Genomic DNA, 24,222 nt, shown 5'->3' with positions numbered 1-24,222 from the left:
ATGGCTACTGATTTACATATTATAAGTAACTGTAGGTCTTTTACACAAAACACCATTGAAGAACATAAAGATGAGTTTCTAGCTAAATTAAAGGCGCTAAAACTAGACCATATTACTGTTATTGGTTCAGGCAAACTAACAGGAGATTGGGAATATGAATTACCAGAAATTTATTGCGAAAAACAAGACAAGGTTATACCAGATATAGATGCTAAAGAATTAATAAGTTTCAACAGTCCTTTTGTGTTTAACATAAGGGTTTATGAGAACTGTGTTGAATTGACAACTATATATAAGTATCGATTTTTATATGAAGATGAAAAGACAGATTACATTAATGAATTTAGAAAAAACATTTTTGATATCATATCTATTTTTGGAGGCACTGAAATTATTTATCTTGCTGATAATGGTTGTGATAAATTAGCTGAGTATTTAGAGTGCCAAGTATGGGAAGGAGTATCATACTATGATATTAAAAAAGATATGATAAATAAAAAGTTGCCTTTTGTTTCTGATTATGACAACTTAAAATTAAACAATCTAAATTACAGAAACATTAAAGAACTAGTTTTTGACGACTTTAAAGATTTAAAATCTTTATAAAAATGTACTAAAATTTTTAAGATAGGAGCTCATGTAAATTACCACCTTAAAACATGATGCTACAAGAAGATTCCAAATAATTAATAAGAATAAAAAGCCCCTCAATGTCTTGAAAGGCTTTTAAAATTTAAAAAAATAAGTTACAAACCCAATGCTAGTTTTATTTTTGAAAAGAAAAAATAGTATTCCAATCGTTTTTCATATCGGCAATAGTCCAGTTTTTAGCAATTGCTTCATCAAGTCCTTCGTTAAGCCCTCCAATTGGAGAGTTACGGTCGTAAGCCCATTCGCGAACACTATCTGTATGATGTACAAAAAGCTTGATGCTTGGATATTTGTTGGTATCGGTATAATGTAACATTTCTAAATCGCCATCCGAATTTCCAGCAGCAAAAATAGGTTTTTTTCCAATATGTCTATAAATACCAATAGGTTTCCCATTATATCTATCTGCTAATACGGAACCTTTTAACCTAATAATAGACGCTTTGCCATCTGTATTATCATATTCCGTTTCTACCATACTTCCTATTATACGATGTGAAGGAATACCATAAGTTTCTGTTGCCCAAGCACGCATAAAATCAATATCGCTACCAGTTACAATAAAGTTAGTAAAGCCATTAGTTTCTAAATAAGCTAATAACTCAATCATAGGTTGGTATATAACCTCATTATAAGGTCTATTAAAACGTGGATGTTTTGCTTTAACCATCCATTTTTTTACCGATTCCCTAAACGCTCCAGACTCTATATTAGTGCTACTTGCCATTCCCATTTTAACAATACCTTCTTTGCCAGACTTAAAAACGGCTTCCACATTGCCCTCTAAAACTGACTTAAAAGGTTCGGTTGTTTTCCATTCAGGATGCTCTGGTGCTAATACCTTAATTTCATCCAAAACATAACGCAATTGTGCATACAAAGGTTGCTCGGACCAGAGTGTTCCATCATTATCAAAAGTAGCAATCCGGTCTTCTACGGGAACAAAGTCTGGGTTGCCTTCTGTTGTTACGTTTTTAACAAACGCAATAATGTCGTTTTTAGTTTTGCCATCATTCCAAGACGGAAGCGGATCTAAAACACCTATGTTTTCGGGCTTAATTTGTTTTACTCTAGGCTCTTTTTTACAACTTGCAACAAGGGTTAAAATGCATAAAAAAAACAGAATGCTATGTTTTTTCATCTTTTAAATTTTGGATTATTTATATTGTTAAAGCACTTCAATTATCAAAATTTTAGTTTGAAAGCGATCCATTTCGCTTATAAAAAAATCCGAGTCCTTAAACCAAATACAGCAGTAAAATCTGTATTTGGGTTTAAGGCTGGACTTGCTATTAATTGGAGGCTAGGTGTTATTTGAACTTGGTGTGCGACTTGCCATTTAAAGAAAATTTCGGAGGTAAATTGGTCATCTAAATCAGTTGCAAACGTCGTTTCATTGGGTTGTCCCCAATTTAATCCTACGCCTAAAACATGACTTCCTAAATAATAACCAAGTCCTGCTGTTAGGGATGTTTCATACAAACTGCCACCATCTTTGGCCCATCCACCTCGTAAAAAAGGCTCATACTTGCCAAACATGAGTGTGCCCGAAAAATCAATTCCCCAACCGTTTGGTGAGCCGTAAAAATCGCTTTCGTCTATTTGCCAAAGGGTGATATGGAAATTATTAACAAAAGCTGTTTCTTTACTTTTTATGATACCAATTTCAAAGGTTTTAAAAGTTTGGAAATCGCTGAAAAAGGTGTCAAAGCCTTTAAAAATGTTTGTTGGTCTGGCATTAACATCGGTAATACTGGCAATAGCATACATCTTGTCTGTAAGCCAAGCACTTAACATGACGCCAAGCGTACCATCTGGTAAACCACCAATGGTTGCCGAACCGACGGAAAAGGCTAAATTATTAAAGCTTTCCCAGGGGCTTGCCAAAGCATAAACATCGGTCCAATCGGATGAATCCAAAAATCCAGCATAACCCACAATTTTACCATTTAAAAACGATTGTCTCCAATATAGATTTGTAGTTCTAAAACCCTGGTCACTATAAAGTGGATGTAACGAACCTGCATAACCAATTTCAAAACCCAGTTGTGAGGGTGCTAAATCTGTGTACGCATGTCTGTGTTCTATTTTATAAACTATTCCACCTGTATCATTGGTGCCACGACCTATTAAATCCCAACGGCCATAAAGTCTGGCAATGCCACTTGCTGTATGATTATCGCCTAAACTTTCTGTAGCTCCTAGGTATAAGGAACTATAATCGAAACCAATTTTAAATCCTGTTTTTGTATAAAAATTGTTTTTAGCCTCAACAGCTTTATCGATAAAATCCTTTTTTATGGTGGGATTTTTTTCTTTAGCATCTGCTTTCAACTGGTTATTAGCATCAGAAGGTCCTAATAAAGATTCTTTTTTTGTCGTTTTTGTTGAATCCTGAATCGTTGTATTATTTAGTTCTTGACTGAATACTTCAGAGAAATTTCCGAAGAAAAAAATCAAGACTAAAAGACCTAAATATAAGTGATTAGTTTTCTGAAATATTTTAGAAGCAAATAATACAGGTATTTTCATGATATCCATTTTTTTGGAAGCGTATGAAACAGACTACAAAAGTTATCACCATTATAATCTGTTTAACACATTTATATTTTCTACTGCTTTAAAGTATTCTTGTACACTTTACCATCTTTCATAATCAATAATAAATTTTTAGATGGATTGGCTAACAGTGAAATGTCTTCTAAAGGGTTACCATCTACAGCTAAAACATCTGCATAGGCACCTACTTTAATAACGCCAAGAGGGCCTTCTTGATATGGATGACGTTTTCCACTACGTTCAAAAAGTTCAGCATTCAATGAGGTTGCTTGTACCAAGATTTCGTATCCAGAAAAATATTCAGCTCGAGCGGTAAACTCTTGAGATTGGTATGCAGCTGTTTCTAAACCGCCTAACATATCTGTACCAAACGGCATTTTAACACCTACCTTTTTTGCTAATTCATAGCCGTTTCTAGCACCTGCATTAGCTTGTAAGAATTTAGGATAGTACATTTTTTTAATCCCTGCTTCTTCTGGTGTTGAGGTAAATGCTAAAAACTGTGTGGAGAAAAATGCATCTTTTTCCTTAATCATTCGCATGGTTTCTTCAGTAACAAATAGCCCATGTTCAATACTTTGCACGCCTGCTTCAAGGGCATTTCTAACACCTTGATCTGTATAGGCGTGAATAAGTGTATAGGTTCCCCAATGTTCCGCTTCTTTAACAATAGCTTTCAATTCATCTAGCGTATATTCTGTTACATCTATAGGATCGTGAGCACCTAAAACACTCCCACTTCCCATAATTTTAATTTGGGTGGCACCAGATCGTAACACTTCTCTTGTAGCTTTTTGTACTTCGGCAACACCATCTGCTGTAATGGACCAACCTCTTAAATAGGCCATATCCATTTGCCCTGTATAATGGTAAGAATAACGAGTTTCACGTGAATCATAATCACCATGGCCAGAGGTTTGAGTAACCATGGCTCCGCTTGGTAGAATACGTGGACCAGGCAATAAACCGTCGTCAATGGCTTTCTTTATTCCTAATGCTGGCCCTCCAGTATCTCTAATGGTAGTAAAACCACGTTGTAACATTTCTTCAGCATTTCTAGCTGCAAGTGCGCCCATATAACCTTCTTGAGAACTGTAAATAATATATTCTAATTCATCGTTTAAAGTAATATGTGAATGGGCATCACTAAACCCTGGAATTAAAGTTGTTCCACTAACATCAATTATTTCAGCACCTTTTGGTGCTTTTAAATTTTTACCTATTTCTTTAATTAGATTGTTTTCAATTAAAACATCCGTATCTGACATTAATTTTTCATTGACACCATCAAAAATGGTTGCATTGGTGATAAGGACATAAGACATTTCTTCTTCCTGCGCAAAGCTATTTAAACTCATAGTGACAAGTATTACTAATAATAGCCCTTTAAATAGATTTTTCATTGTTTGTTTTTTTTAATTATTAAATAATTTTATAGCGTGTTTTTGTAAATCTTACCATCTTTCATGATGATTTTTAAGTTTTTTGCAGGATTGCCTAATAATTTAATATCCTTAAGCGGATTACCATCTACAACTACAATATCTGCATAGGCACCTTCTTTTATTACACCAAGTGCTCCCTCTTGATAAGGGTGACGTTTACCACTGCGTTCAAAAAGTTCCGCATTGTTTGATGTAGCTTGTTTTAGAATTTCGTAGCCAGAAAAGTATTCAGAACGCGCTACAAATTCTTGCGATTGAAATGGCGCTAGTGCAATATTGCCTAGAAGATCTGTTCCAAATGTCATTTTTACGCCTATTTTTTTTGCAAGTTCATAACCCATGGTTGCACCATCTTTAACTTGTAGGTATTTAGGTGTAGCAGTTGCGTTCATACCTGCTTCTTCAGGTGTTTGATTGAATGCCAAAAATTGTGTAGAGAAGAATGCATCTTTGTCTTTTAAAAGTTGCATTGTTTCTTTAGAAGCGAAAATGCCATGTTCAATGCTTTTCACACCAGCCTCTAACGCATTTCTAATAGATTCGTCAGTATAGGCATGTATGGCTGCGTATGTTCCCCAATGTTCGGCTTCTTTAACGATGGCTTTAAGTTCTTCTACTGTATATTCTGTAACATCAAGTGGATCATGTGCTCCAGTAATACTACCACTTCCCATAATTTTCACTTGTGTAGCACCTGACCGCAACACTTCTCTTGTTGCTTTTTGTACTTCGGCAACACCATCAGCTGTAATTGTCCACCCACGTAAATAGGCCATGTCCATTTGTCCAGTAAAGCTCCTAGAATATCTTGTTTCACGAGAATCAAAATCACCATGACCAGAAGTTTGTGAAATAAAGGCACCACTTGGTAGGATTCTTGGACCAGGTATTTTACCATCATCAATTGCTTTTTTTACTCCTAAAACAGGTCCACCCATATCACGCATGGTTGTAAAACCACGAAATAGCATTTCTTTAGCATTTCTAGCAGCTAAAGCTCCCATGTAACCTGGCTGTGAACTGTAAATGAGATATTCAAAATCATCATTTATTGTCATGTGTGCATGCGCATCGGTTAATCCTGGAATAAGTGTTTTTCCAGTAACATCAATCACATTAGCGCTGTTAGGAGCTTTTAGGTTTTTTCCTATTTGCTTGATGAGGTTTCCTTCTATTAGAACATCAGTATCGGTCATTAGTTTTTCATTCACACCATCAAAAACAGTAGCATTTGTGAATAAAATGACTGATTTATCTTCTGCCTCTTGTGCTTTTATACTCCAGTTTATTGTAAGTAGAATTAATACAACAAGTGTTTTTGTAATTACTTTTTTCATTGTGCTTTTTTCTAATTAGTTTTTCTTGTTTACTTGTATTTACTTTATTGGTTAAATATGGCCAGCATAGATGTTATGGCTGCTTTAGAGCCATAGGGAATGGCACTTAAATGAATTTCAAAATTTCCATTATGATTACTAAAAGCTAATTGCCCTTTTTTTGCAGCTTCTTCAAATCGGTTTGGTTCTACAACACCTACATTTATAAAACAATAGGCTTTTTTAGCATTATTAATCACTAGATGGTGCATGTCTTCTGAACCCATTACTGAAGGCACGACGGTTTCATCTAAAACAAGCTTTTTATCAGTTACCAATGCATATAATGATTCCCTTACTATAGTTGTTAGCTCTTCAATATTTGATAATGGGTAAGACCATCCTTTAAATGTAATGGTTGGATATTTGTCTTTTGGTAAATTATAAGCATAAGCGATACCTTCATTAATACGCTTAATACCTTCAATCATAACTTGCCTATCATGTTCTGTAAACCATCTTAAATTAATTTTTAATAGAGCGGTTTCTGGAATTACATTATTATCTGTTCCTGATTGAACAGCACCAACAGTAACAACGGCAGAACTTTTAGGATCTATTGCTCTACTTACAATAGCCTGATATTGCATGATTGCTGAAGCTGCCATTAGTATAGGATCTTTTGTAACATGAGGTGTTGAACCATGACCACCAACACCATAAAACGTGACATCTAATTGATCTGTTCCCGCCATTCTTACACCCGATGCTGCTGCAAGCATACCAACCGAAAATGGCATACTATGCATACCGAATAAATAATCTGGTTCTGGAATGTTGTGCTTGGTGTATAAACCATCCTTAACCATAGCTTCGGCTCCTAGAATAGGCTCTTCAGCTGGTTGAGCGATAAATATAACAGTGCCTTTCCATAAATTTTTATGTTCCGAGAAAAATTTTGCAGTAGCTAAAAGCCATGTAGTGTGTGCGTCATGGCCACATGCATGGGCAACAGGTGTTTCGCTTCCGTTCTCTAATTTTACAATTTTGGTGCTTTTGTAAGGAAGATCCGTAAGTTCTTTTACTGAATTGCAATCCATATCTGCACGATACATAACCACTGGCCCAGATCCGTTTTTAAGTACGCCTGCAACACCTGTTTTTGCAATTTTTTCTGTTACACTATAACCATAAGATTTTAATTCTTGAGCTACAATACCAGATGTTCTCACTTCCATAAAACCTAACTCTGGGTTTTTATGAATGTCTTTAAAAATAGCCACAAATTTGTCATTGTCCGTATTTACGGCATTTTCTATCGTGCTTACTAAAGCGTCTTGAGCGAACACATTTGTAACAAGAAAACCTATTAGGCAGGCAAAAAATAGATTGTTTTTCATGGTAATCATTTATTTTAATTCAGTTCCGTTTCTACAAGCTTTATAATATCCGTTGGTGTGTGAATTGAGGCATTTATTTTCTCCATAAGGAGAACTTTTGCGTTGAATTCAGTATTAATAAGCTGCTCCAAATAAACCAAATAGCGTAAGGTTCTAAAATCCTCATCTAATTGCTCTAGCGGTACATGCCAATTAAATTGTGCTTCTTTTATATTAAAATAGGCAACGAATAATTGTTTTACCGAATTCTGTAAATCTTCATTTACCATGATACAAACAGGTTACACCATTGTTAGGCACAAAGGTGTCGTGAAATACCTAAAAGTATTTGCACACTTGTTACAAATACATGACACGGTGTTACATTTGGGAAGGTGGTTTCCCGTATTTTTCCTTGAAGGAACGGGAAAAGTGACTTGGAGAGGTAAAGCCTATTTCGTAAGAGATTTCAGAAATATTAAGTTTGTTTTCTGCTAATAATTTGCGTCCTATTTCTAATCGGATATCTTTTACAAACTCGGAAATAGATAAATTGGTAAGTGCTTTAAGTTTTCTATAAAGATGAATCCGGCTCATTCCAAAATGAAGACCAATAACGTCACCATTCAAATCGGTTTCACTTAAATTTTCTTGAATATATGTTTTAAGCTGAAGAATAAATGTATCTTCTTTTTCAAAGGTATCGTCATCTACGGTAAGGATTGTATCTGTGTATCTTTTTTGAAGGCGCTGTCTTATATCAATCAGGTTTTCAACCATCACATCTAGTTCTCTTGGGTTAAAAGGTTTTGTTAAATATGCATCTGCTCCTCGTTTTAAACCTTGTAACCTACTATCAATATTGGCTTTCGCAGAGAGTAAAATAATAGGAATGTGGGACGTGCTAATTTGGTTCCGGATGTCTTCAACTAATTCAAATCCATCTTTTTGAGGCATCATAACATCTGAAATAATTAAATCTGGTATTAGAGATAGTGCTTTTTCCAATCCTTCATTTCCATTTTTTGCAGTTGAAATGGTATATTGATTATAATCGAGGCATTGAACGATATAATCACGGATGTCATCATTATCTTCGACGACTAAAATATCTAGTTTTTCCAAACTTTCGGCTTCTGTTTGTTGAACGCTAGTGGTACTTTTTAAGGCTGGAATTAAAAACTGATTCTGATAATTAGACTTGTAGGATGTTCCCGCTTCTCCTGTTGGAATAGGTAACACAATTTTAAAACTAGAACCTATATTAATCTGGCTAGAAACCGTGATTTCGCCTTTTTGTAAATCCACCAATTCTTTTACCAATGCTAGACCAACACCAGTGCCATCATTAGCACGGGTGGATGACAAATCGGTTTGGTAAAACCTATTAAAAATAGCGTCTTTGTTTTCTTCTTTTATACCAATACCAGAATCGGTAACTATTAATGCAATAGCTGTTTTGCCATGTAAAACACTTTGGTTTAATTGAACCGTAATTTCGCCATGTTTAGGTGTAAATTTTAAGGCGTTGGAAATTAAATTGTAAACAATTTTGTCCCATTTATCACAATCGAAGTTGATAAACCAATCCGTTTCGTTTGTTTGGAATTTTAAATACTGATTATTTTGCGTTGCTAATGGTTGAAAACGCTGAACTAACTCCTCCGTATACGTTATAATGTTAGCATGAGTTAATTCAATTGGCATTTGTTTGCTCTCTAATTTTGCCAGATCCAATAGCTGATTAATAAGTCCTAAAATATGTTTAGCGTTATTTAAAATACCTGTAGCACGCCTTTTTAAAATAGCCGTTGGTGGTGGATTATTTATAACTTGCTCTAAAGGACCAATGATTAAGGTTAACGGTGTGCGCAACTCATGGGTAAGATTGGCAAAAAAATTGCTTTTGGCCACATCCAAAGCTTTGAGCTCTTCAGCTTGTATTTCAATGGTTTGCTTATCTTTTTCAATTTGTTGAGTTCTTATTTTTACTTCCGTTTCCAGTTTTAATTTTGCCTTTTCTAGACTCTGAATACGCCATTTTAAATACAGATAAACAATTAGAGAAAAGATTAAAAAAGACAGCAACAAAAATTGCCATTTAAGATAAAATGGTTTGTTTACAAAAATGGGAATTTGCAACTCATTGGCTGACCAAAGATCAGAATCACCTTTTGCTTTTACACGAATAGTATGATGGCCATATGGGAAGTTAAAAATAGAAATTTTGTTATCTCTTGTATAAATCCATTGGTTATGATAATCATCAATTTTGTAGGCGTACTGATGATTTGCCATATATTTAAAGTCCAATAAACTGCACTCAAATTGTAAAATTTGATCATCGTAATTTAACGGAATGGGGTTATTTGAAATTCTAGACACTGGTAAATTTTCAAATTCTTCAGCATTTTTTTTAAGAATGCGTAAATCTGATATGTAAATGGGAAATTCTGTTTTGGTTTCCGCAATAAAATCCTTCGGATGAAAAGCTGTTACACCATTAATACCACCAAAGTAAAAGGTACCCTTAGCATCTTTAAAGTGGGCAAAAGTATTGAACTCATTATCTGCTATTCCGTCTTTATCTGTAAAAACTTGCGAATCGTAACTTATTTTATCAAAACGCATAAGTCCATAATTACTGGGTAACCATAAGTTTTTAAAATCATCTTCATATACCGCATAAATGGTATTGTTTGAAAGTCCATCTTGCGTTGAAAAAATTCTAAATGTATTTTCTAAAAAATTCCAGCGTATTAAACCATCCGTTTTTGTTGCTAACCAAAAAATGCCATCTGCATCTTTATGCATATGGTTAATATTGTCTGTTGGAAATCCATTTGCCTTTGAATAATGATTGGTTATAATTTCAGATGTCGCATCCATTAAAAAAAGACCTTTATTGGTAACCATCCAAATACCTTCTTTGGTTTGAAAAAATTGACGAATTTGTGAGCCAATTATAGACTTATTCACGGTATAGTCTTGAATTGTGTTGGCATCATCTATATACGCTAACCCTCTGCCAGTACCTAGCCAAACTTTATGTGTTACTGGATTTAAATACGGCAACTGTAAAGCATCAAACTGCTTTTTCTTATGCTCCTTAAAAATACTATCAGAAGAATGATAGGTATAAAGACTATTGTTGGTGGTACCAATCCAAAGCGTCCCATTTTTGTCTTTTGTAAAACCTGTAAATGTAACATTAGGTACTTCTATATCTTGTTTTGCTTTGGAATTTAAATTATAAACTACCGACTTTTTATAGCCACCAATCCATAAATTACTATTGGAGTCCCTATAAATACCACGAATACTGTTCTCCGATTCAAAGATGGTAAATGGATTTTTTTTAGACACTATTTTGTATAATCCGTTATCTGACGAAACCCACATTACACCCTGTTTATCAACATAACAAGAATTGTATTTAAGATTTGAAATATTTCCAAGAATTACTTGATTATTCTTTTCTTTTAATGGATTTATAGGTTTTTTAAAAACGGTATCATTTTGAAAGAAATAAATTTGAGAATCTTTAATTTTTAAAACCTGAATAGGATGTTCAATTGATAATTTAAACTCCTGAAGTATCGTATCCTTTATTTGCCAATATTCTTTTTCAACTTTAGAGTTATAACCTTCAAGAATTATATTAGGTGTTGTTATCAGTATTTTATTTAAGGTAAAATCGTCCTTATCTAAATTGAATCTTTTAAGAATTTTTCCAGCGCCATCAATTTTTGAAATAACCGTATTATCATATGTAATCCAATAATTCCCATCCAAATCACTTTCGGCTACAACACGACGGAATCTAAAATTCGGAATAGTAAAAATCATCTTAAATTGGCCATCATACTTATATACAACACCTTGTTTGGTGGTAATGAAAATGGTGTTTTTTCGATAATTTGAAGCGTTAAGAGAAAAAACATCTTCTGATGTAAAAAGCCCTTTTGAAATTATTTCAAAAGGAATTATCGAACCCGTTTCAGTATTAAAAACTCCACTTGTAAGCTTGGGAGCATATGCTAAATCCTCACAAAACCAAATTCTGTTTTGTTCATCTAAAGCTAATACTAACGATGCATTTTCATTAATATTAAAAAAAGAAGCATCATAAAATTTAAAAGCATAACCATCGTAACGGGTTAAACCACCTAAAGTACTTATCCAAATAAAATTGTTTTGGTCTTGAAGAATATCGTGGGTATTGCTGTTAGGTAAGCCATCTTTTACATTAATAGATTGAATTTCAAAAATATTTTTTTGAGCATGACTTGTTAGAACACTAAAAAAAACAAGCCAAAGGAATATTTTGAAATGACTACGCATTATAAGAAGTAATTCTTTTATTGAAAACAGTCATGAAGCAAAATAGCTTAATGATATGCTAAATTATAACATAAAATTTAGATGGAAACATGTCCTTTAATTAAATAGATTTTTAAATTATAGTTTTCAATTACGAATTTTTAAAATTATTGTGTATGCCGTTTGATACATACACAAGAAATTGCGTTTTATTGTGCATGTATTTATGCTATTAATAATTTTACGCATCATATCGTGCTTCAGACTAAAAGATAAAATAAACTTTATAAGTTTTTGAAAGCACTAGTTAGAATAATACTAACTTATAAGGATATATCATATAAAACAATAAAATTCCAGCTATCAGTAAAACAACTAAAACTCCTTTTATGAACCACAGTTTATCGGTTTCCTTTTTCTTCAAAAAAGTATTATTAATTTCTTGAAATTTTTCATCTTTTTCAAACAAATAATAATTAAAAAAATACAAGATTCCGACTGAAAATAATGCCATGGGTATCGTGCTGAATGGAGATGTAATTTCTATTGTAGTATATCTATTTATTAATTCAAAAAAGAGATTTATACTGGCAACTTCAGTAAAAACCAAAGCCATAATAGTTTTCCTTAAAGCAGAATTTTCTTCTTTATTGGAAAGTAAAAACCATCTGTATATTCTAAAAAACAGGTATTTGTAGAATTTTAAAATCATAAAATAAATCTGAAATTTAGGAGTATTTATCAAACATATATCACAAACCTAATTATACATATCTATTATAATTAGCCTCATATTAATGGTTGTTTCTGGTATTTCTTTAGCTACTAGAATTTTTTTTCTTTAGTATAAACCAAACCAGTAAAATGGTAAATACCCCAATCAGAAAAATATAAAAAACCAATTTTCCTATCACAGAAAAAATAGTTTCTGTTTGAATTTTGGATGCATCTTCAGGAATTAAAATAGTGTATCCAAATGATTTGTCTATGGTGTTCAAATCTTGAGTATAAGTTTTAAATTCTTCTGGTAACACTGACGCCTTTTGAATTTTGAGATAACTTTCTAATTGTACTTCATTTTTCTTATTATCGTAATTCACACTAAAATCGTAGTAAAATATATCATTACTAACCTGATCATTATTTGTTTCTATTTTCCAGGCGTTTGGTAAAACAATATTGGTTTTATGCTCCCTAGAAACAGGATATGGTAGAGCCATATCATTTTTTCTGTTTTCCATATTCGGTATATACAGCACATCCGTTAAACTGGCTGGTATAAACTCAATGGCTATAAAACCTGGTTTTAATGGCATAGGTTGCCAAATACTATCAATTTGGTAAGATTCGGTAACTACAAATTCATTTTTTAATATATTATCTTTAAATGTTGGGTTGTCAACAATTTTAATTTTAGAATAGTAATTAGAATAATAATTTTCATATTCTTTAATGATATTACTTTTACTGTTATTCTTAAAATAATTACGCATTCTATCTGCTTCAACATCTGTATAGGTTGTTGTAACATTTAAAGCAGCTCCAGCATTAATTTTTTTGATAACAAATTCTTCTAAAGTTTTTATTTTATTATCTGAATTGGACATAATGGTATCAAAGGCCGTATTATTATTTTTGATAACTAATCCATATTCGTAATTAGGAAAGTGTGTTTTTCTATATGAGCCACCTTGATTATAGATGGTTGGGTCATAATATAATTCGTTTTCATGTTCATCAATTACCTTAACTACGCAATGATCAAAGAATGCAGGTGATGGTGGTAATTTTGTAATTGTGCTTTTCATTGTAGTATTGACTAGCATTGGATATGCCTCTACATTTAATTCTTTAAGCATTTGCACCATAAGAACACTTTTATCCTTACAGTCGCCATATCGTTGTTCAAAAACTTTATTAGGCGAATTGGGTTTGTAACTTCCTATACCATACTCTAAACCTAAATATCTAATATCATTCTGAACAAAGTTTAGAATAGCTTTTATTTTTTCGCCTTGCGTTTCATAGCTTGTATTAATTTCGTTTACTTTCATTTTAACGAAATCACTCACTGGTTCATTATTGGCGTAAATACTCGTGGCCCATTGTACAACTTCTTCCCAAGAATTATAATCACTAACGACAACTGTAGGCAAGGCTATTTTCCAAGACGGAATATTATCTTCATATTGAAAATGATCAGGTGTTTCGACAGTCCAATTGTATTTATTGTAACCATTACTGTTACTTAATATTGGCTGAATACTTGTGTTATATAATTTGTAGTTCAGTCTGTTTTTAGTTGCAATTGATACATTAATTTTTCCAATTGGTACGTAGTCGTTTAGAATAAAGCTATTAGAGTATTTACCATCATGAATTGGATTAAAACCTTTGATAGTATAGCTAAAATCAATAATGTCTCCTGAGCGTACATCTGCCATATTGAGCATAGCAGATAAAGTACCATCGTATAAATAGTTTTCAGCATTTAATTCTCGCCTAATAACCTGAAAATGATTAGGAACTAATTTATCAATTACTTTGCCATCTCTAATTATGGTGATGGCATGAAAATCTAATTTTTGATATAACGGATCATAAACCGCATTAATATTTGATGCTGATTGAATTCCTACATTATCAGTAATTTTAGTAACCAATCTGAAATAAACTTCCTGTTTTGGTACATGGGTTTGATAATCAGCCAAAAGCGTTAACGTACCTTGTGTTATTTCGGTTAAGTCTACTTTTGGATATTCATTATATTCTTGAAAATCAACCCAAACAGGTCGTTGAGAAACAGTTACAGTGTTTTGGCTATAGGCACAACAAACAAAAAAAACGGCTATTAAATGACTAATGAGTTTTTGCAAAATTTAAGTTTTTAGAGGATTGTAAAAATATCATTTTAATTGAATAATCCATGGTGTTTTATTTGATGTTCTAATCTTGCCTTATTTATTTAGAAAAAACTGGCAATTATATTTTTCTATTTAGTTTTATTGAAGATTATATAAATAAGAATAGTGTATAAAAAATGCTTAAGTTGGTAACGAAAAGCATCAAAATAAAAAACCTCATAAATATAAAATTTACAAGGTTTTTCTGTGGTCCCACCTGGGCTCGAACCAGGGACTTTCTGATTATGAGTCAGATACTCTAACCAGCTGAGTTATAGGACCCATTAGCGCAAGGCTAACTTCTGGTTTCTCTTTTTTCAAAGAGAGTGCAATATTACTACATATTTTAATACTCTCAAAGTATTTTTATTCCTTTATATCTTGGCACAACTCAATCAATACGCCATTAGTGGATTTTGGATGTAAAAAAGCAACCCATTTATTATCGGCTCCTTTTTTTGGTGTTCTGTTTAATACCGTAAAGCCTTCTGCTTCCAGTCGCTTAATTTCAGCTTGAATATCATCCACATCAAATGCAATATGGTGAATGCCTTCGCCGCGTTTTTCAATAAATTTAGCTATTGGACTTTCTGGATTTGTAGCTTCCAAAAGTTCAATTTTATTAACTCCTACTTGAAAAAATGAGGTGTTGACACCTTCGCTAGCCACTTCTTCTATTTTGTAATGTGGTGTATTAAAAAGTTTGGCAAATAAATCATTCGAGGCCTCTAAACTTTTAACGGCAATTCCTATATGTTCTATTTTATTCATATTAATTCTCCCTGAAAGCGGAAATCTCTTTTAATTAAAACTAATTTAGTATCTTCAAAAATACAATAATCTTTAAATATGCGTATTTTTGCATCATGGAAGAAAGTCAAAGACAAAAAAAAATAGGATCGGTTTTACAACGTGATCTGGTTGAAATCCTTCAAAAAGCTGCTAGCGACGGTGGTATGCAAGGCGTTTTAATATCCGTTTCAAAGGTTAAAGTAACCGTTGATTTATCTGTTGCTAAAGTTTATCTAAGTATTTTCCCGAATGCTAAAGCTAAAGAATTATTAGTTGGTATCCGTTCTAACGCGCCACTTATTAAACATGAATTAGCTCAACGAACTAGACATCAATTACGACGTATGCCACAATTGGAATTTTTTGTAGACGATTCATTGGAGTATATTGATGGGATTGAAAAATCATTAAAAAGAACGGAAAATCCTATTAAAGATCCCAATCTTTTAGATAATCGTAAAAAATCATAATCAGTTTTAAATCAGCTTTAAAAAAACGGCCAGCTTATATTGAAAAACGCCTGTAGATCCTGTAATATATGAATTTTTCACTCTACATAGCGAAACGGTATTTGCTTTCTAAAAGCAGTAATAATGCTATTAATTTTATTACAGGAATTGCCGCTGTTAGTGTTATTTTAGGTGCTTTATCTTTATTTATTGTCCTTTCTGGCTTTGCCGGACTTAAAGATTTTACACTCCAATTTACCTCCTTAATAGATCCCGATTTAAAAGCAGAAGCGGCTGTTGGAAAATCGTTTAAAATTTCTTCGGAAGAATTAAGTTCACTTCAAAACCATCCGGATATTGTTTCCTTTTCTCAAATTGTTGAAGAACGTGTTTTTATCACATTTGAAGAACGGAATTACCCAAACGCTTACATAAAAGGTGTTGATGAACATTTTGAATCGGTTAATGCAATCGATTCTGTGGTACCACTTGGGAGTTGGTTTTCTGAAAAATCAAACCAAATAGTAACCGGTTGGGGAATTGCCAATAGACTTAATATTGGTGTTATGGATTACGGAAAATCGGTTGAATTATACATTCCAAAACCAGGTAAAGGCCAAGTAACCGATGTCAAACAAGCTTTCACATCCGTAAAAGCCATTAATGTTGGTATTTTTGATATTAACGAAACAACCAATGATAAATACATTTATGCGCCTATAGATATGGCACGTTATTTATTGAATTTTGACGATAATCAAGTTACTGCTTTAGAATTCAAAATACGTGAAGGTGTCAGCGAAACCGATGCTCGCGAAGCTATATCATCCATTTTAGGCGATAAAGTAATTTTAAAGAATAGCGAACAGTTAAATGATGCACTTTATAAGATGCTAAACACAGAATATTTGGCGGTTTACCTCATCTTTACCCTCATACTAATTATTGCTTTATTTAATGTAGTTGGAACCATTATCATGATGATTCTAGACAAAAAGAAAACGCTACACACACTCTATCATATGGGAGCAACCGTAAAGGATATTCGTCGAATTTTCTTTTTACAAGGTTCCTTAATGACGGTTTTAGGCGGTTTAATTGGTTTGTTGGTTGGCTATTTAATTGTTCAAGCACAAATCAGTTTTGGTTTGGTTAAAATTACACCATCACTACCCTATCCTATGGGATTGAAATGGGAGAATTTTCTGATTGTTTTTATTACTATTTCGGTTTTGGGTATTCTGGCTTCTAAAGTCGCTTCGGTTCGGATTACTAAAAATTTGATTAGTTATTGATTTTATTAAAAAAGAATTAAGGCATGATTCGCATAGTTTTTACAAATCAATCCTGGACTAAATAATTAACATATTCATTTTTTCCATTGATGAAAAAACGAACCAAAAAAATCTAGGCTTACGAACCTTTAGAATACTATGTTATTGAGCGAATTCGTAGCCTGAAAACGTATCTAAAACGGCATCAAAAGCAGCGAAAACATCCACAGCATCATCACTAGTTACCATTTTCATACGGTATTCTTTAAAATTTGGAATCCCTTTAAAATAGTTGGTATAGTGACGTCTGGTTTCAAAAACGCCTAATTTTTCGCCTTTCCAGTCAATGGCCATTTGTAAATGGCGTCGGGCAGCATCCACACGTTCTTCCAATGAAATTGGTTCTAAATGTTCGCCTGTATTAAAAAAGTGCTTCACTTGTTTAAAAAACCAAGGGTTTCCAATGGTAGCACGACCTATCATACAGCCATCTAAACCATACTCATCACGCATTTCCATGGCACGTTCTGGTGTATCTACATCACCATTACCAAAAACAGGAATATGCATGCGTGGATTGTTTTTTACGGCAGCAATGGGTTTCCAATCCGCCTGGCCTTTATACATTTGGGCACGCGTTCGGCCGTGAATAGATATAGCAGCACAACCCACATCCTGCAAGCGTTCGGCCACTTCTAAAATACGAATGGAATCATGATCCCAGCCTAAACGGGTTTTTACCGTTACTGGTAAATTGGTGCGTTTCACCATTTCGGCAGTGAGTTGTTCCATGAGGCAAACATCTTTTAAAATACCAGCGCCTGCACCTTTACTCACCACTTTTTTTACGGGACATCCAAAATTAATATCAATGATGTCGGGATTGGATTTTTCAACAATATCAATGGTTTGTAACATACTTTCCAAATTGGCTCCAAATATTTGAATACCAACAGGACGTTCCTTTTCATAAATATCTAATTTCATGACACTTTTTGCAGCATCACGAATTAAACCTTCACTAGAAATAAATTCCGTATACACCACATCAGCACCTTGCTCTTTGCATAAGGCGCGAAATGGTGGATCGCTGACGTCTTCCATGGGTGCTAAAAGCAGTGGGAAGTCGGGAAGTTCTATGTTACCTATTTTTACCAAGTGTTTGTTATTTTAGGCAAAATTACGTTTTTTTCTAGTTATTGTTAACCTTTTTATAATTACGAATCAATTCCATCTGGAATGCAACTAATATTTTAAAATTATTTATCCTTTCTTTTTTGCATTGCCCAAAAAAGAAACAAAAAAGTCTAGGCTTACGAACCTATATCTAAATTTTTCATTCGATGCCTAAATTTTAGGAACTCGCATCACAGATCTAGCTTACTTTAAAAATTTTTCGCGCTCAAACAGCCTAAAATTTTACAGCTTCTTCATTTTTCAAATTTTACGATAAATCTTCGATAGGCCAATTTAGGAAGTTTTAAATGAATCCAAGAAAATTTAAAAAGATTCAAACATAAATAAAAAAATAGATTTTGGTACACAATAAAAAATCATAATTAACTGCAATTAATTATAATTTCTCAAAACCCATAAGCCATAACACCCAAGAAACAGTTCAGCAATGGTTCCAAATTGATAGCCAAATGTTGGTATTCCATCTAAAAAATAACTGATTACACGACCAAAGCCTAAACCCAACATAAAAATACAATTGGAAACAAGTGCTATTTTTAAATACTCCGATTTAAAAACGCCTAAAATCCACAAGGCCGAAAACCCTAAATAGAGTCCCATAATGGCTTTAAAAAAATTATGCTCGTCAACCGTATTTAAATGAATATCAAACTGTGATTCGGGCTGAAAACCATAAAAAATAGAAACAGGAACAACAATAGACACGGATATAAGTAGGTGTATTTTTGCTATAAATTCCTGTTTGTTGAATTGCATCTAGTAACTTAAAAGTTTAAATTCACTTCTAATGGTTTTCCATCTCTTTTTACGGTTACTTTTGTGCTATCGCCAGAATCAAAAACTGATAAAGCACGCATATAACTCATCATGTTTGTTACGGTACTATCGCCTAATTTAATGACCACATCCCCTTTTTGTAAACCGGCTTTATGCGCTGGTTTATCTTCGCTTACACCATCAATACGCATGCCTTCACCATCATATAAATAATCTGGAACAACACCTAAACCGACTTTAAATCGTGGTGTTTCTTCACTTTCATTTTTGGTTTTGCGAAATGCTAATTTGCCGTTGTCGTTTAAATCGGTAATTACATCAAAAATATAGTTGGAAATGGTTTCCATACCTTCATAATTCAACTTTTCAGAATCATCGCCAGGTTTGTGATAATCTTCATGCTGACCTGTGAAAAAGTGTAAAACGGGAATATCAATTAAATAAAACGAGGTATGATCACTTGGGCCGACTCCAGATTCGTTTTCAATTAATTTAAACTTCTCATTGTGTGAGCTTAAAACTTGCTTAAAAATAGGTGACGTTCCTGTCCCATAAACCGCTAATGTGCTATCCGGCTTTAAACGACCAACCATATCCATATTAATCATATAGCTCACCGCTTTACTATCTATTGTCGGGTTTTTGGCGAAATAATTAGAACCTAATAAGCCCATTTCTTCACCTGAAAACGCCATAAACAAATAGTTATTTGCCGTATTAACACCTTTTAGTTTTCCTGCTAAATCCAACATAACAGCCACACCACTGGCATTATCATCTGCGCCATTATGGATGGCTTTTTCGCCTTTGTAAAGCGATCCTTCGCCTCCATAACCTAAATGATCATAATGTGCACCAATAATGATGGTGTTTTCGGCTTGATTATCAATATAGCCTAAAACATTTGTTCCAGTAATCGTACTGTCTTGGCTGTTTTCTGTGTAAGCAACTTCACCGTGTGGATCATTCTTTGGCTTGAAGGTAAAGGTCTGATAATAATTATTGGTTCCTTTTCCAGGAATACCCATTTCTTCAAAACGCTTCACAATATACGCAGCAGCTTCTTGCTCACCTTTGGTTCCCGTTTCACGGCCTTCTAGTTTGTCATCCGCTAAAAAAGTGACATCTTCTTTAATTTTATTTTCAGGAGTATAGTCCTTTTTACAACCTAGTAGCGATATAAAAAGAACGAGTAACGCTATTTTCTTCATATTAATAATGTTATTTTTGGCGAAATTACGTAATAATTGCCACTTTTTTATAAGAACACATGATGAAACCATTTTTCTATTTCTGCTTATTAACAATCGTATTAACTGTTTCTTGCAAATCCGATAAAGGTGAAAATCCAGATGCTAAATCTGGTGCAACGAAATGGGCTGACACCTTAATATACCCTGAAGAAACCCATTTTAAAAGTTTAAAACAAATAACTTTTGGTGGCGATAATGCCGAAGCCTATTGGAGTTTTGATGATCAGCAATTGGTTTTTCAGTCCAATAATACAGCTTGGGATGTAAAATGCGATCAGATGTTTTTAATGAACGTGGATGAAACTTTTAAGGATAACATACCACCTATGGTAAGCACGGGAAAAGGCCGTACAACCTGTGCGTATTTTTTACCAGATAATAAGCATATTATCTATGCATCCACACATTTAGGTGCAGATGATTGTCCAGATACACCCTTGCGAAAAAACGGTAAATACATTTGGCCAATTTATGATACCTACGATATTTTTGTAGCCGATTTAGAAGGCAATATCACCGCACAGTTAACCAATGAAAAAGGGTATGATGCTGAACCTACGGTTTCGCCAAAAGGTGATAAAATTGTCTTTACATCAGATAGAAGTGGTGATTTGGAATTATACACCATGAATATTGATGGAAGTGATGTGAAGCAAATTACCTTTGAACTAGGGTATGATGGCGGTGCCTTTTTCTCACCAGATGGTACCAAACTTATTTTCCGTTCATCTAGACCAAAAACAGACGAAGAAATTAAAGAATATAAAGATTTATTAGCTGAAGGTTTAGTACAACCAACTGAAATGGAATTGTATATCTGTAATGCCGATGGTAGCGATTTACGCCAACTAACCGATTTAGGAAATGCCAATTGGAGTCCATTTTTTCACCCAAGCGGCAAAAAGGTTTTATTCTCATCTAATTTTGAGTCCGAACGTGGTTTTCCGTTTAATTTATACTTGATTGATATTGATGGGAAAAATTTAGAGCGTGTAACACACAGTGAAACCTTTGATGCTTTTCCGGTTTTTTCTAACGATGGAAAGAAACTTATTTTCTCTTCTAATAGAAATAATGGAGGTGGAAGAGATACCAACTTGTTTATTGCAGAATGGCAAGACTAGAAGGATTGCTGTTCTGAAATAGTTTTATTTCGATACCATATTGCAGAATGGCAAGACTAGAAGGGTTGCGATTCTGAAATACACCTAGAATAATACGAATTTGTTTATTGCAGAATGGCAAGACTAACAGGATTGCTGTTCTGAAATAGTTTTATTTCGATACCATATTGCAGAATGGCAAGACTAGAAGGGTTGCGATTCTGAAATACACCTAGAATAATACGAATTTGTTTATTGCAGAATGGCAAGACTAACAGGATTGCTGTTCTCAAGTAATTTTTAAAGACTGCTTATTTAGTGAGTGGTCTTTCTTTTTTATTTCTTGGAGTAATCTATGAAGATTTGTGTAGCCTACTCTCCCTTCTCCAGTCTATCACGTTCTTGAAGCTCTTTGGTGCGTTGGTTGGTGCTTAATCCTGTGTTACCAAACTTATAGGAGAAACCTAATTTTATATACCTATTATCTTGATTTAAAAACCTAGAATTATCTTGATTTAAATACCGAGAAGTTACGGTATAATTTTGCGTATTGAATAAATCGGCAAAGGTTAATGTAACCGATCCGCGATTATTTAAAATAGATTTTTTAATGGACAAATCGCTGATAAGTCTTGAATCTATTGTCTGAAATCCTTGTTGGTATTTACTAACATAAATCAGTGAAAAATTAGCTGTTAGACTATTATCCTTCAAAAAGGTTAAGAAATTACTCATCATGGAATAATTGGACCAAGTATCCATTTTCAATAATTCATTATTTAGGGTTATTTCATCTTCGGTATTATAAAAAGAGGTTACTGCGTACACATTCCATCGGTCTGTAATATCAAAAACTCCCACTAAATCAAATCCAAATTCGGTTGTTTTTGTTAAATTGGTTGGTGTGTATATTAATAAATTATTCACATTATCTTGAAGCGGCAACTCCATAGCATTAGCATCCATATTTTTGTAATAAGCTTCCACAAAAAAGCTACTATTTAAAGAGGCTCCTATAACAAAGTGGTCGGTAACGGTTGGTTGTAAGTTAGGGTTTCCAGTGACTATAGTATTATCATTCAAGAAGAACTTAAACGGATTTAATGATTGAAAATCTGGACGCCCAATACTTCGGTTATAATTGGAATACACACTAATTTTCTCTGAAGCTTGGTAGCTAATATTGGCGGTAGGAAACCAATTAAAATAATCTTGTGAAATGGTATTGTTTGTAACTACAGATTTCCCTTCTGTATCCGTTTGTTCCACCCGTAAGCCTAAACTTAAGCTCCACTTCTCCCAATTCTTATCGAAACTAGCATAAGCTGCCAATACACTTTCGGAATAATCAAAGGCATTGGAGTTGGTAACATCAGAAACAAAACTAGATCCTTGAAGGTTATACTGGTTTAATTGGCTATCCGTATTTACAAAAGACGCCTTGGTACCAACAGCAAATGATGATGTATCATTTATTGGCAAACTATAATCCGCTTGAACGGTATTAATTAGTGTATTTTGATCGGATGTGGTACTGAATAGGTTTCGAAAATCAAAATTATTATTCACATCGTTATACACGCTTTGTACTTGTTGATCCCGATGGTAATCATAGGTCGTAAAATGTGTGTTTAAAGATAAGCTACTGCCGTTATCAAACTTTAAATCGTAGTCTAAATCAAAACCGAAATTATATTTATCATCATTAGAATTATTTTCATTATTAAAATTATACAATTGATTAAATCCTGAATCTAACACATCGGTATGTCCTTTCGTGATATACTCAAATTCGGGCAAATACAACAAATTAGCAGAAAAACTTATCGTGTTTTTATCATTTATAAAATAATCGAAATTGGTATTTAGTGTGTGTGTTTGAGACCACGTTGTTCTGTCAATATCTGAATACCAACGCTCATAAACGCCTGTATTGTCTCTATAATTAACACGTTCATCACTCACGCGTGCTATTTTATCATCGGTATAACTGTAACTTGCAAAAACATTTATTTTATCGGTTTTATAAAAATTAGATATTCCTGCATTATAACGAGAATAGGTTCCTTGCGTAAAATTAGCAAATGCCGTACCTCTATAACCTGTGGCCAAGTTCCTCGTCATGATGATATTTAAAACCACACCAGATTCAGCATCATATTTCGCTGGTGGATTGGTAATAACTTCAATGGATTTTATGGAATTTGCAGGTGTTCCCTCTAACAACTGTAATAACTCGGCATCTGAAAGGTGTACTTTGCGATCGTTTATATACACTGTAGGTGTTGCATTTCTAACCATTAAACTGTTATCTAGAATTAAAACACTGGGTGTGTTTTTTAAAACCTCTTTCATGTTACCATCACTTAAAGCCGTATTTGCAACACTAAAAACCAAGCGATCTACTTCCTTTTTAAGGGTCGGTTTATTGGCTATAATAGACACTTCGTTTAATGATTCAGCCGATTCTTCTAAAGTAACTTCAGCCATAACGTAGTCAGAATCTGTAATTTGAATAGGTATTAAAACATCTTTAAAACCTACAAAACTTATTTTAAGCGTATAGCTTTCTGCTGACACATTTTCAATATTAAAAGAACCATCATCTAAAGATGTAGTACCTTTAATTGCTGTAGAATCTTGACTAGATAGCAACAAAATATTCGCATAGGAAATTGGTTGTTTTTCCAAATCAACTAATTTTCCAGAAACTGAAAAACTTTGCGAAAAAACAGATAATGAAACAAACAAACTAAAAAAGTTAAGAACGAGTAAAGACTTGATTTTCATTAAAAAAAATT

General features: G+C 33.4%; 19 protein-coding genes and 1 tRNA gene. 4 read left to right on the top strand and 16 right to left on the bottom strand.

Annotation, left to right across the window (positions count from 1 at the left end; genetic code table 11):
• Window positions 1-606, top strand: coding sequence for a hypothetical protein (locus BM239_RS03475; RefSeq protein ID WP_092206235.1), 606 nt, complete (start codon window positions 1-3; stop codon window positions 604-606).
• A 160-nt stretch (window positions 607-766) separates the two neighbouring features.
• Here BM239_RS03475 and BM239_RS03470 read toward each other — a convergent pair whose 3' ends face one another.
• From BM239_RS03470 to mce, 11 genes are all read right to left on the bottom strand, one after another.
• The gene (locus BM239_RS03470; RefSeq protein WP_092206234.1) at window positions 767-1,792 is read right to left on the bottom strand and encodes an HAD family hydrolase; all 1,026 of its coding nucleotides are present in this window, start codon (window positions 1,790-1,792) and stop codon (window positions 767-769) included.
• 77 nt (window positions 1,793-1,869) lie between these two features.
• Window positions 1,870-3,183 (bottom strand): carbohydrate porin, encoded by a 1,314-nt coding sequence (locus tag BM239_RS03465; RefSeq protein ID WP_177208972.1) that lies wholly within the window; start codon window positions 3,181-3,183, stop codon window positions 1,870-1,872.
• Window positions 3,184-3,263: 80 nt separating this feature from the next.
• Complete coding sequence (locus tag BM239_RS03460; protein WP_092206232.1) at window positions 3,264-4,613, bottom strand: metal-dependent hydrolase family protein; 1,350 nt, start codon at window positions 4,611-4,613, stop codon at window positions 3,264-3,266.
• A gap of 29 nt (window positions 4,614-4,642) precedes the next feature.
• On the bottom strand, window positions 4,643-5,992 hold the full coding sequence (locus BM239_RS03455) for a metal-dependent hydrolase family protein (RefSeq protein ID WP_092206231.1): 1,350 nt from the start codon (window positions 5,990-5,992) through the stop codon (window positions 4,643-4,645).
• Window positions 5,993-6,036: 44 nt separating this feature from the next.
• Window positions 6,037-7,371, bottom strand: a complete 1,335-nt coding sequence (locus BM239_RS03450; RefSeq protein ID WP_218151649.1) for an amidohydrolase — start codon at window positions 7,369-7,371, stop codon at window positions 6,037-6,039.
• 14 nt (window positions 7,372-7,385) lie between these two features.
• Window positions 7,386-7,640, bottom strand: coding sequence for a hypothetical protein (locus BM239_RS03445; protein ID WP_092206229.1), 255 nt, complete (start codon window positions 7,638-7,640; stop codon window positions 7,386-7,388).
• Window positions 7,641-7,731: 91 nt separating this feature from the next.
• Window positions 7,732-11,694 carry a hybrid sensor histidine kinase/response regulator transcription factor gene (locus BM239_RS03440; protein ID WP_092206228.1) on the bottom strand — a complete coding sequence of 1,321 codons (3,963 nt, stop codon included), beginning with the start codon at window positions 11,692-11,694 and terminating at the stop codon, window positions 7,732-7,734.
• A 286-nt stretch (window positions 11,695-11,980) separates the two neighbouring features.
• The gene (locus BM239_RS03435; RefSeq protein ID WP_092206227.1) at window positions 11,981-12,385 is read right to left on the bottom strand and encodes a hypothetical protein; all 405 of its coding nucleotides are present in this window, start codon (window positions 12,383-12,385) and stop codon (window positions 11,981-11,983) included.
• A 106-nt stretch (window positions 12,386-12,491) separates the two neighbouring features.
• Complete coding sequence (locus tag BM239_RS03430; protein ID WP_092206226.1) at window positions 12,492-14,549, bottom strand: DUF3857 domain-containing transglutaminase family protein; 2,058 nt, start codon at window positions 14,547-14,549, stop codon at window positions 12,492-12,494.
• A 235-nt stretch (window positions 14,550-14,784) separates the two neighbouring features.
• Window positions 14,785-14,858 (bottom strand) — tRNA-Ile (locus BM239_RS03425).
• An 84-nt stretch (window positions 14,859-14,942) separates the two neighbouring features.
• Window positions 14,943-15,347: a methylmalonyl-CoA epimerase gene (gene mce / locus BM239_RS03420; RefSeq protein ID WP_092206225.1), complete on the bottom strand. Its 405-nt coding sequence runs from the start codon at window positions 15,345-15,347 to the stop codon at window positions 14,943-14,945.
• 95 nt (window positions 15,348-15,442) lie between these two features.
• Between mce and rbfA the strand changes: the two genes are divergently transcribed.
• Complete coding sequence (gene rbfA, locus BM239_RS03415; RefSeq protein ID WP_092206224.1) at window positions 15,443-15,838, top strand: 30S ribosome-binding factor RbfA; 396 nt, start codon at window positions 15,443-15,445, stop codon at window positions 15,836-15,838.
• 68 nt (window positions 15,839-15,906) lie between these two features.
• A complete protein-coding gene (locus tag BM239_RS03410) occupies window positions 15,907-17,112 on the top strand; it encodes an ABC transporter permease (RefSeq protein ID WP_092206223.1) in 1,206 nt (401 codons plus the stop codon).
• Window positions 17,113-17,253: 141 nt separating this feature from the next.
• On the opposite strand, the gene dusB is transcribed toward BM239_RS03410, so the two are convergent.
• The 3 genes from dusB to BM239_RS03395 form a co-directional block, all read right to left on the bottom strand.
• Window positions 17,254-18,249 carry a tRNA dihydrouridine synthase DusB gene (dusB, locus tag BM239_RS03405; protein WP_092206222.1) on the bottom strand — a complete coding sequence of 332 codons (996 nt, stop codon included), beginning with the start codon at window positions 18,247-18,249 and terminating at the stop codon, window positions 17,254-17,256.
• A 411-nt stretch (window positions 18,250-18,660) separates the two neighbouring features.
• Window positions 18,661-19,044, bottom strand: coding sequence for a DUF4345 domain-containing protein (locus BM239_RS03400; RefSeq protein WP_092206221.1), 384 nt, complete (start codon window positions 19,042-19,044; stop codon window positions 18,661-18,663).
• Between the two features lie 8 nt (window positions 19,045-19,052).
• Window positions 19,053-20,276 (bottom strand): M28 family peptidase, encoded by a 1,224-nt coding sequence (locus BM239_RS03395; RefSeq protein ID WP_092206773.1) that lies wholly within the window; start codon window positions 20,274-20,276, stop codon window positions 19,053-19,055.
• A 59-nt stretch (window positions 20,277-20,335) separates the two neighbouring features.
• Between BM239_RS03395 and BM239_RS03390 the strand changes: the two genes are divergently transcribed.
• Complete coding sequence (locus BM239_RS03390; RefSeq protein ID WP_394333912.1) at window positions 20,336-21,442, top strand: TolB family protein; 1,107 nt, start codon at window positions 20,336-20,338, stop codon at window positions 21,440-21,442.
• Between the two features lie 104 nt (window positions 21,443-21,546).
• Here BM239_RS03390 and BM239_RS15375 read toward each other — a convergent pair whose 3' ends face one another.
• Window positions 21,547-21,714 carry a hypothetical protein gene (locus tag BM239_RS15375; RefSeq protein ID WP_177208971.1) on the bottom strand — a complete coding sequence of 56 codons (168 nt, stop codon included), beginning with the start codon at window positions 21,712-21,714 and terminating at the stop codon, window positions 21,547-21,549.
• A gap of 79 nt (window positions 21,715-21,793) precedes the next feature.
• Complete coding sequence (locus BM239_RS03385; RefSeq protein ID WP_092206219.1) at window positions 21,794-24,211, bottom strand: outer membrane beta-barrel family protein; 2,418 nt, start codon at window positions 24,209-24,211, stop codon at window positions 21,794-21,796.
• Window positions 24,212-24,222 lie beyond the last annotated feature (11 nt).

The sequence above is a fragment of the Algorimicrobium echini genome, assembly GCF_900115185.1.
Taxonomy (GTDB): Bacteria; Bacteroidota; Bacteroidia; order Flavobacteriales; family Flavobacteriaceae; genus Algorimicrobium; species Algorimicrobium echini.
This window is presented reverse-complemented; position numbering and strand designations above follow the sequence as displayed.

Bases quoted from the DNA above. Each gene is read 5' to 3' on its own strand.
- BM239_RS03475 (WP_092206235.1), top strand. From the start codon at position 1: ATGGCTACTGATTTACATATTATAAGTAACTGTAGGTCTTTTACACAA.
- BM239_RS03470 (WP_092206234.1), bottom strand. From the start codon at position 1,792: ATGAAAAAACATAGCATTCTGTTTTTTTTATGCATTTTAACCCTTGTT.
- BM239_RS03465 (WP_177208972.1), bottom strand. From the start codon at position 3,183: ATGAAAATACCTGTATTATTTGCTTCTAAAATATTTCAGAAAACTAAT.
- BM239_RS03460 (WP_092206232.1), bottom strand. From the start codon at position 4,613: ATGAAAAATCTATTTAAAGGGCTATTATTAGTAATACTTGTCACTATG.
- BM239_RS03455 (WP_092206231.1), bottom strand. From the start codon at position 5,992: ATGAAAAAAGTAATTACAAAAACACTTGTTGTATTAATTCTACTTACA.
- BM239_RS03450 (WP_218151649.1), bottom strand. From the start codon at position 7,371: ATGAAAAACAATCTATTTTTTGCCTGCCTAATAGGTTTTCTTGTTACA.
- BM239_RS03445 (WP_092206229.1), bottom strand. From the start codon at position 7,640: ATGGTAAATGAAGATTTACAGAATTCGGTAAAACAATTATTCGTTGCC.
- BM239_RS03440 (WP_092206228.1), bottom strand. From the start codon at position 11,694: ATGCGTAGTCATTTCAAAATATTCCTTTGGCTTGTTTTTTTTAGTGTT.
- BM239_RS03435 (WP_092206227.1), bottom strand. From the start codon at position 12,385: ATGATTTTAAAATTCTACAAATACCTGTTTTTTAGAATATACAGATGG.
- mce (WP_092206225.1), bottom strand. From the start codon at position 15,347: ATGAATAAAATAGAACATATAGGAATTGCCGTTAAAAGTTTAGAGGCC.
- rbfA (WP_092206224.1), top strand. From the start codon at position 15,443: ATGGAAGAAAGTCAAAGACAAAAAAAAATAGGATCGGTTTTACAACGT.
- BM239_RS03410 (WP_092206223.1), top strand. From the start codon at position 15,907: ATGAATTTTTCACTCTACATAGCGAAACGGTATTTGCTTTCTAAAAGC.
- BM239_RS03400 (WP_092206221.1), bottom strand. From the start codon at position 19,044: ATGCAATTCAACAAACAGGAATTTATAGCAAAAATACACCTACTTATA.
- BM239_RS03395 (WP_092206773.1), bottom strand. From the start codon at position 20,276: ATGAAGAAAATAGCGTTACTCGTTCTTTTTATATCGCTACTAGGTTGT.
- BM239_RS03390 (WP_394333912.1), top strand. From the start codon at position 20,336: ATGATGAAACCATTTTTCTATTTCTGCTTATTAACAATCGTATTAACT.
- BM239_RS03385 (WP_092206219.1), bottom strand. From the start codon at position 24,211: ATGAAAATCAAGTCTTTACTCGTTCTTAACTTTTTTAGTTTGTTTGTT.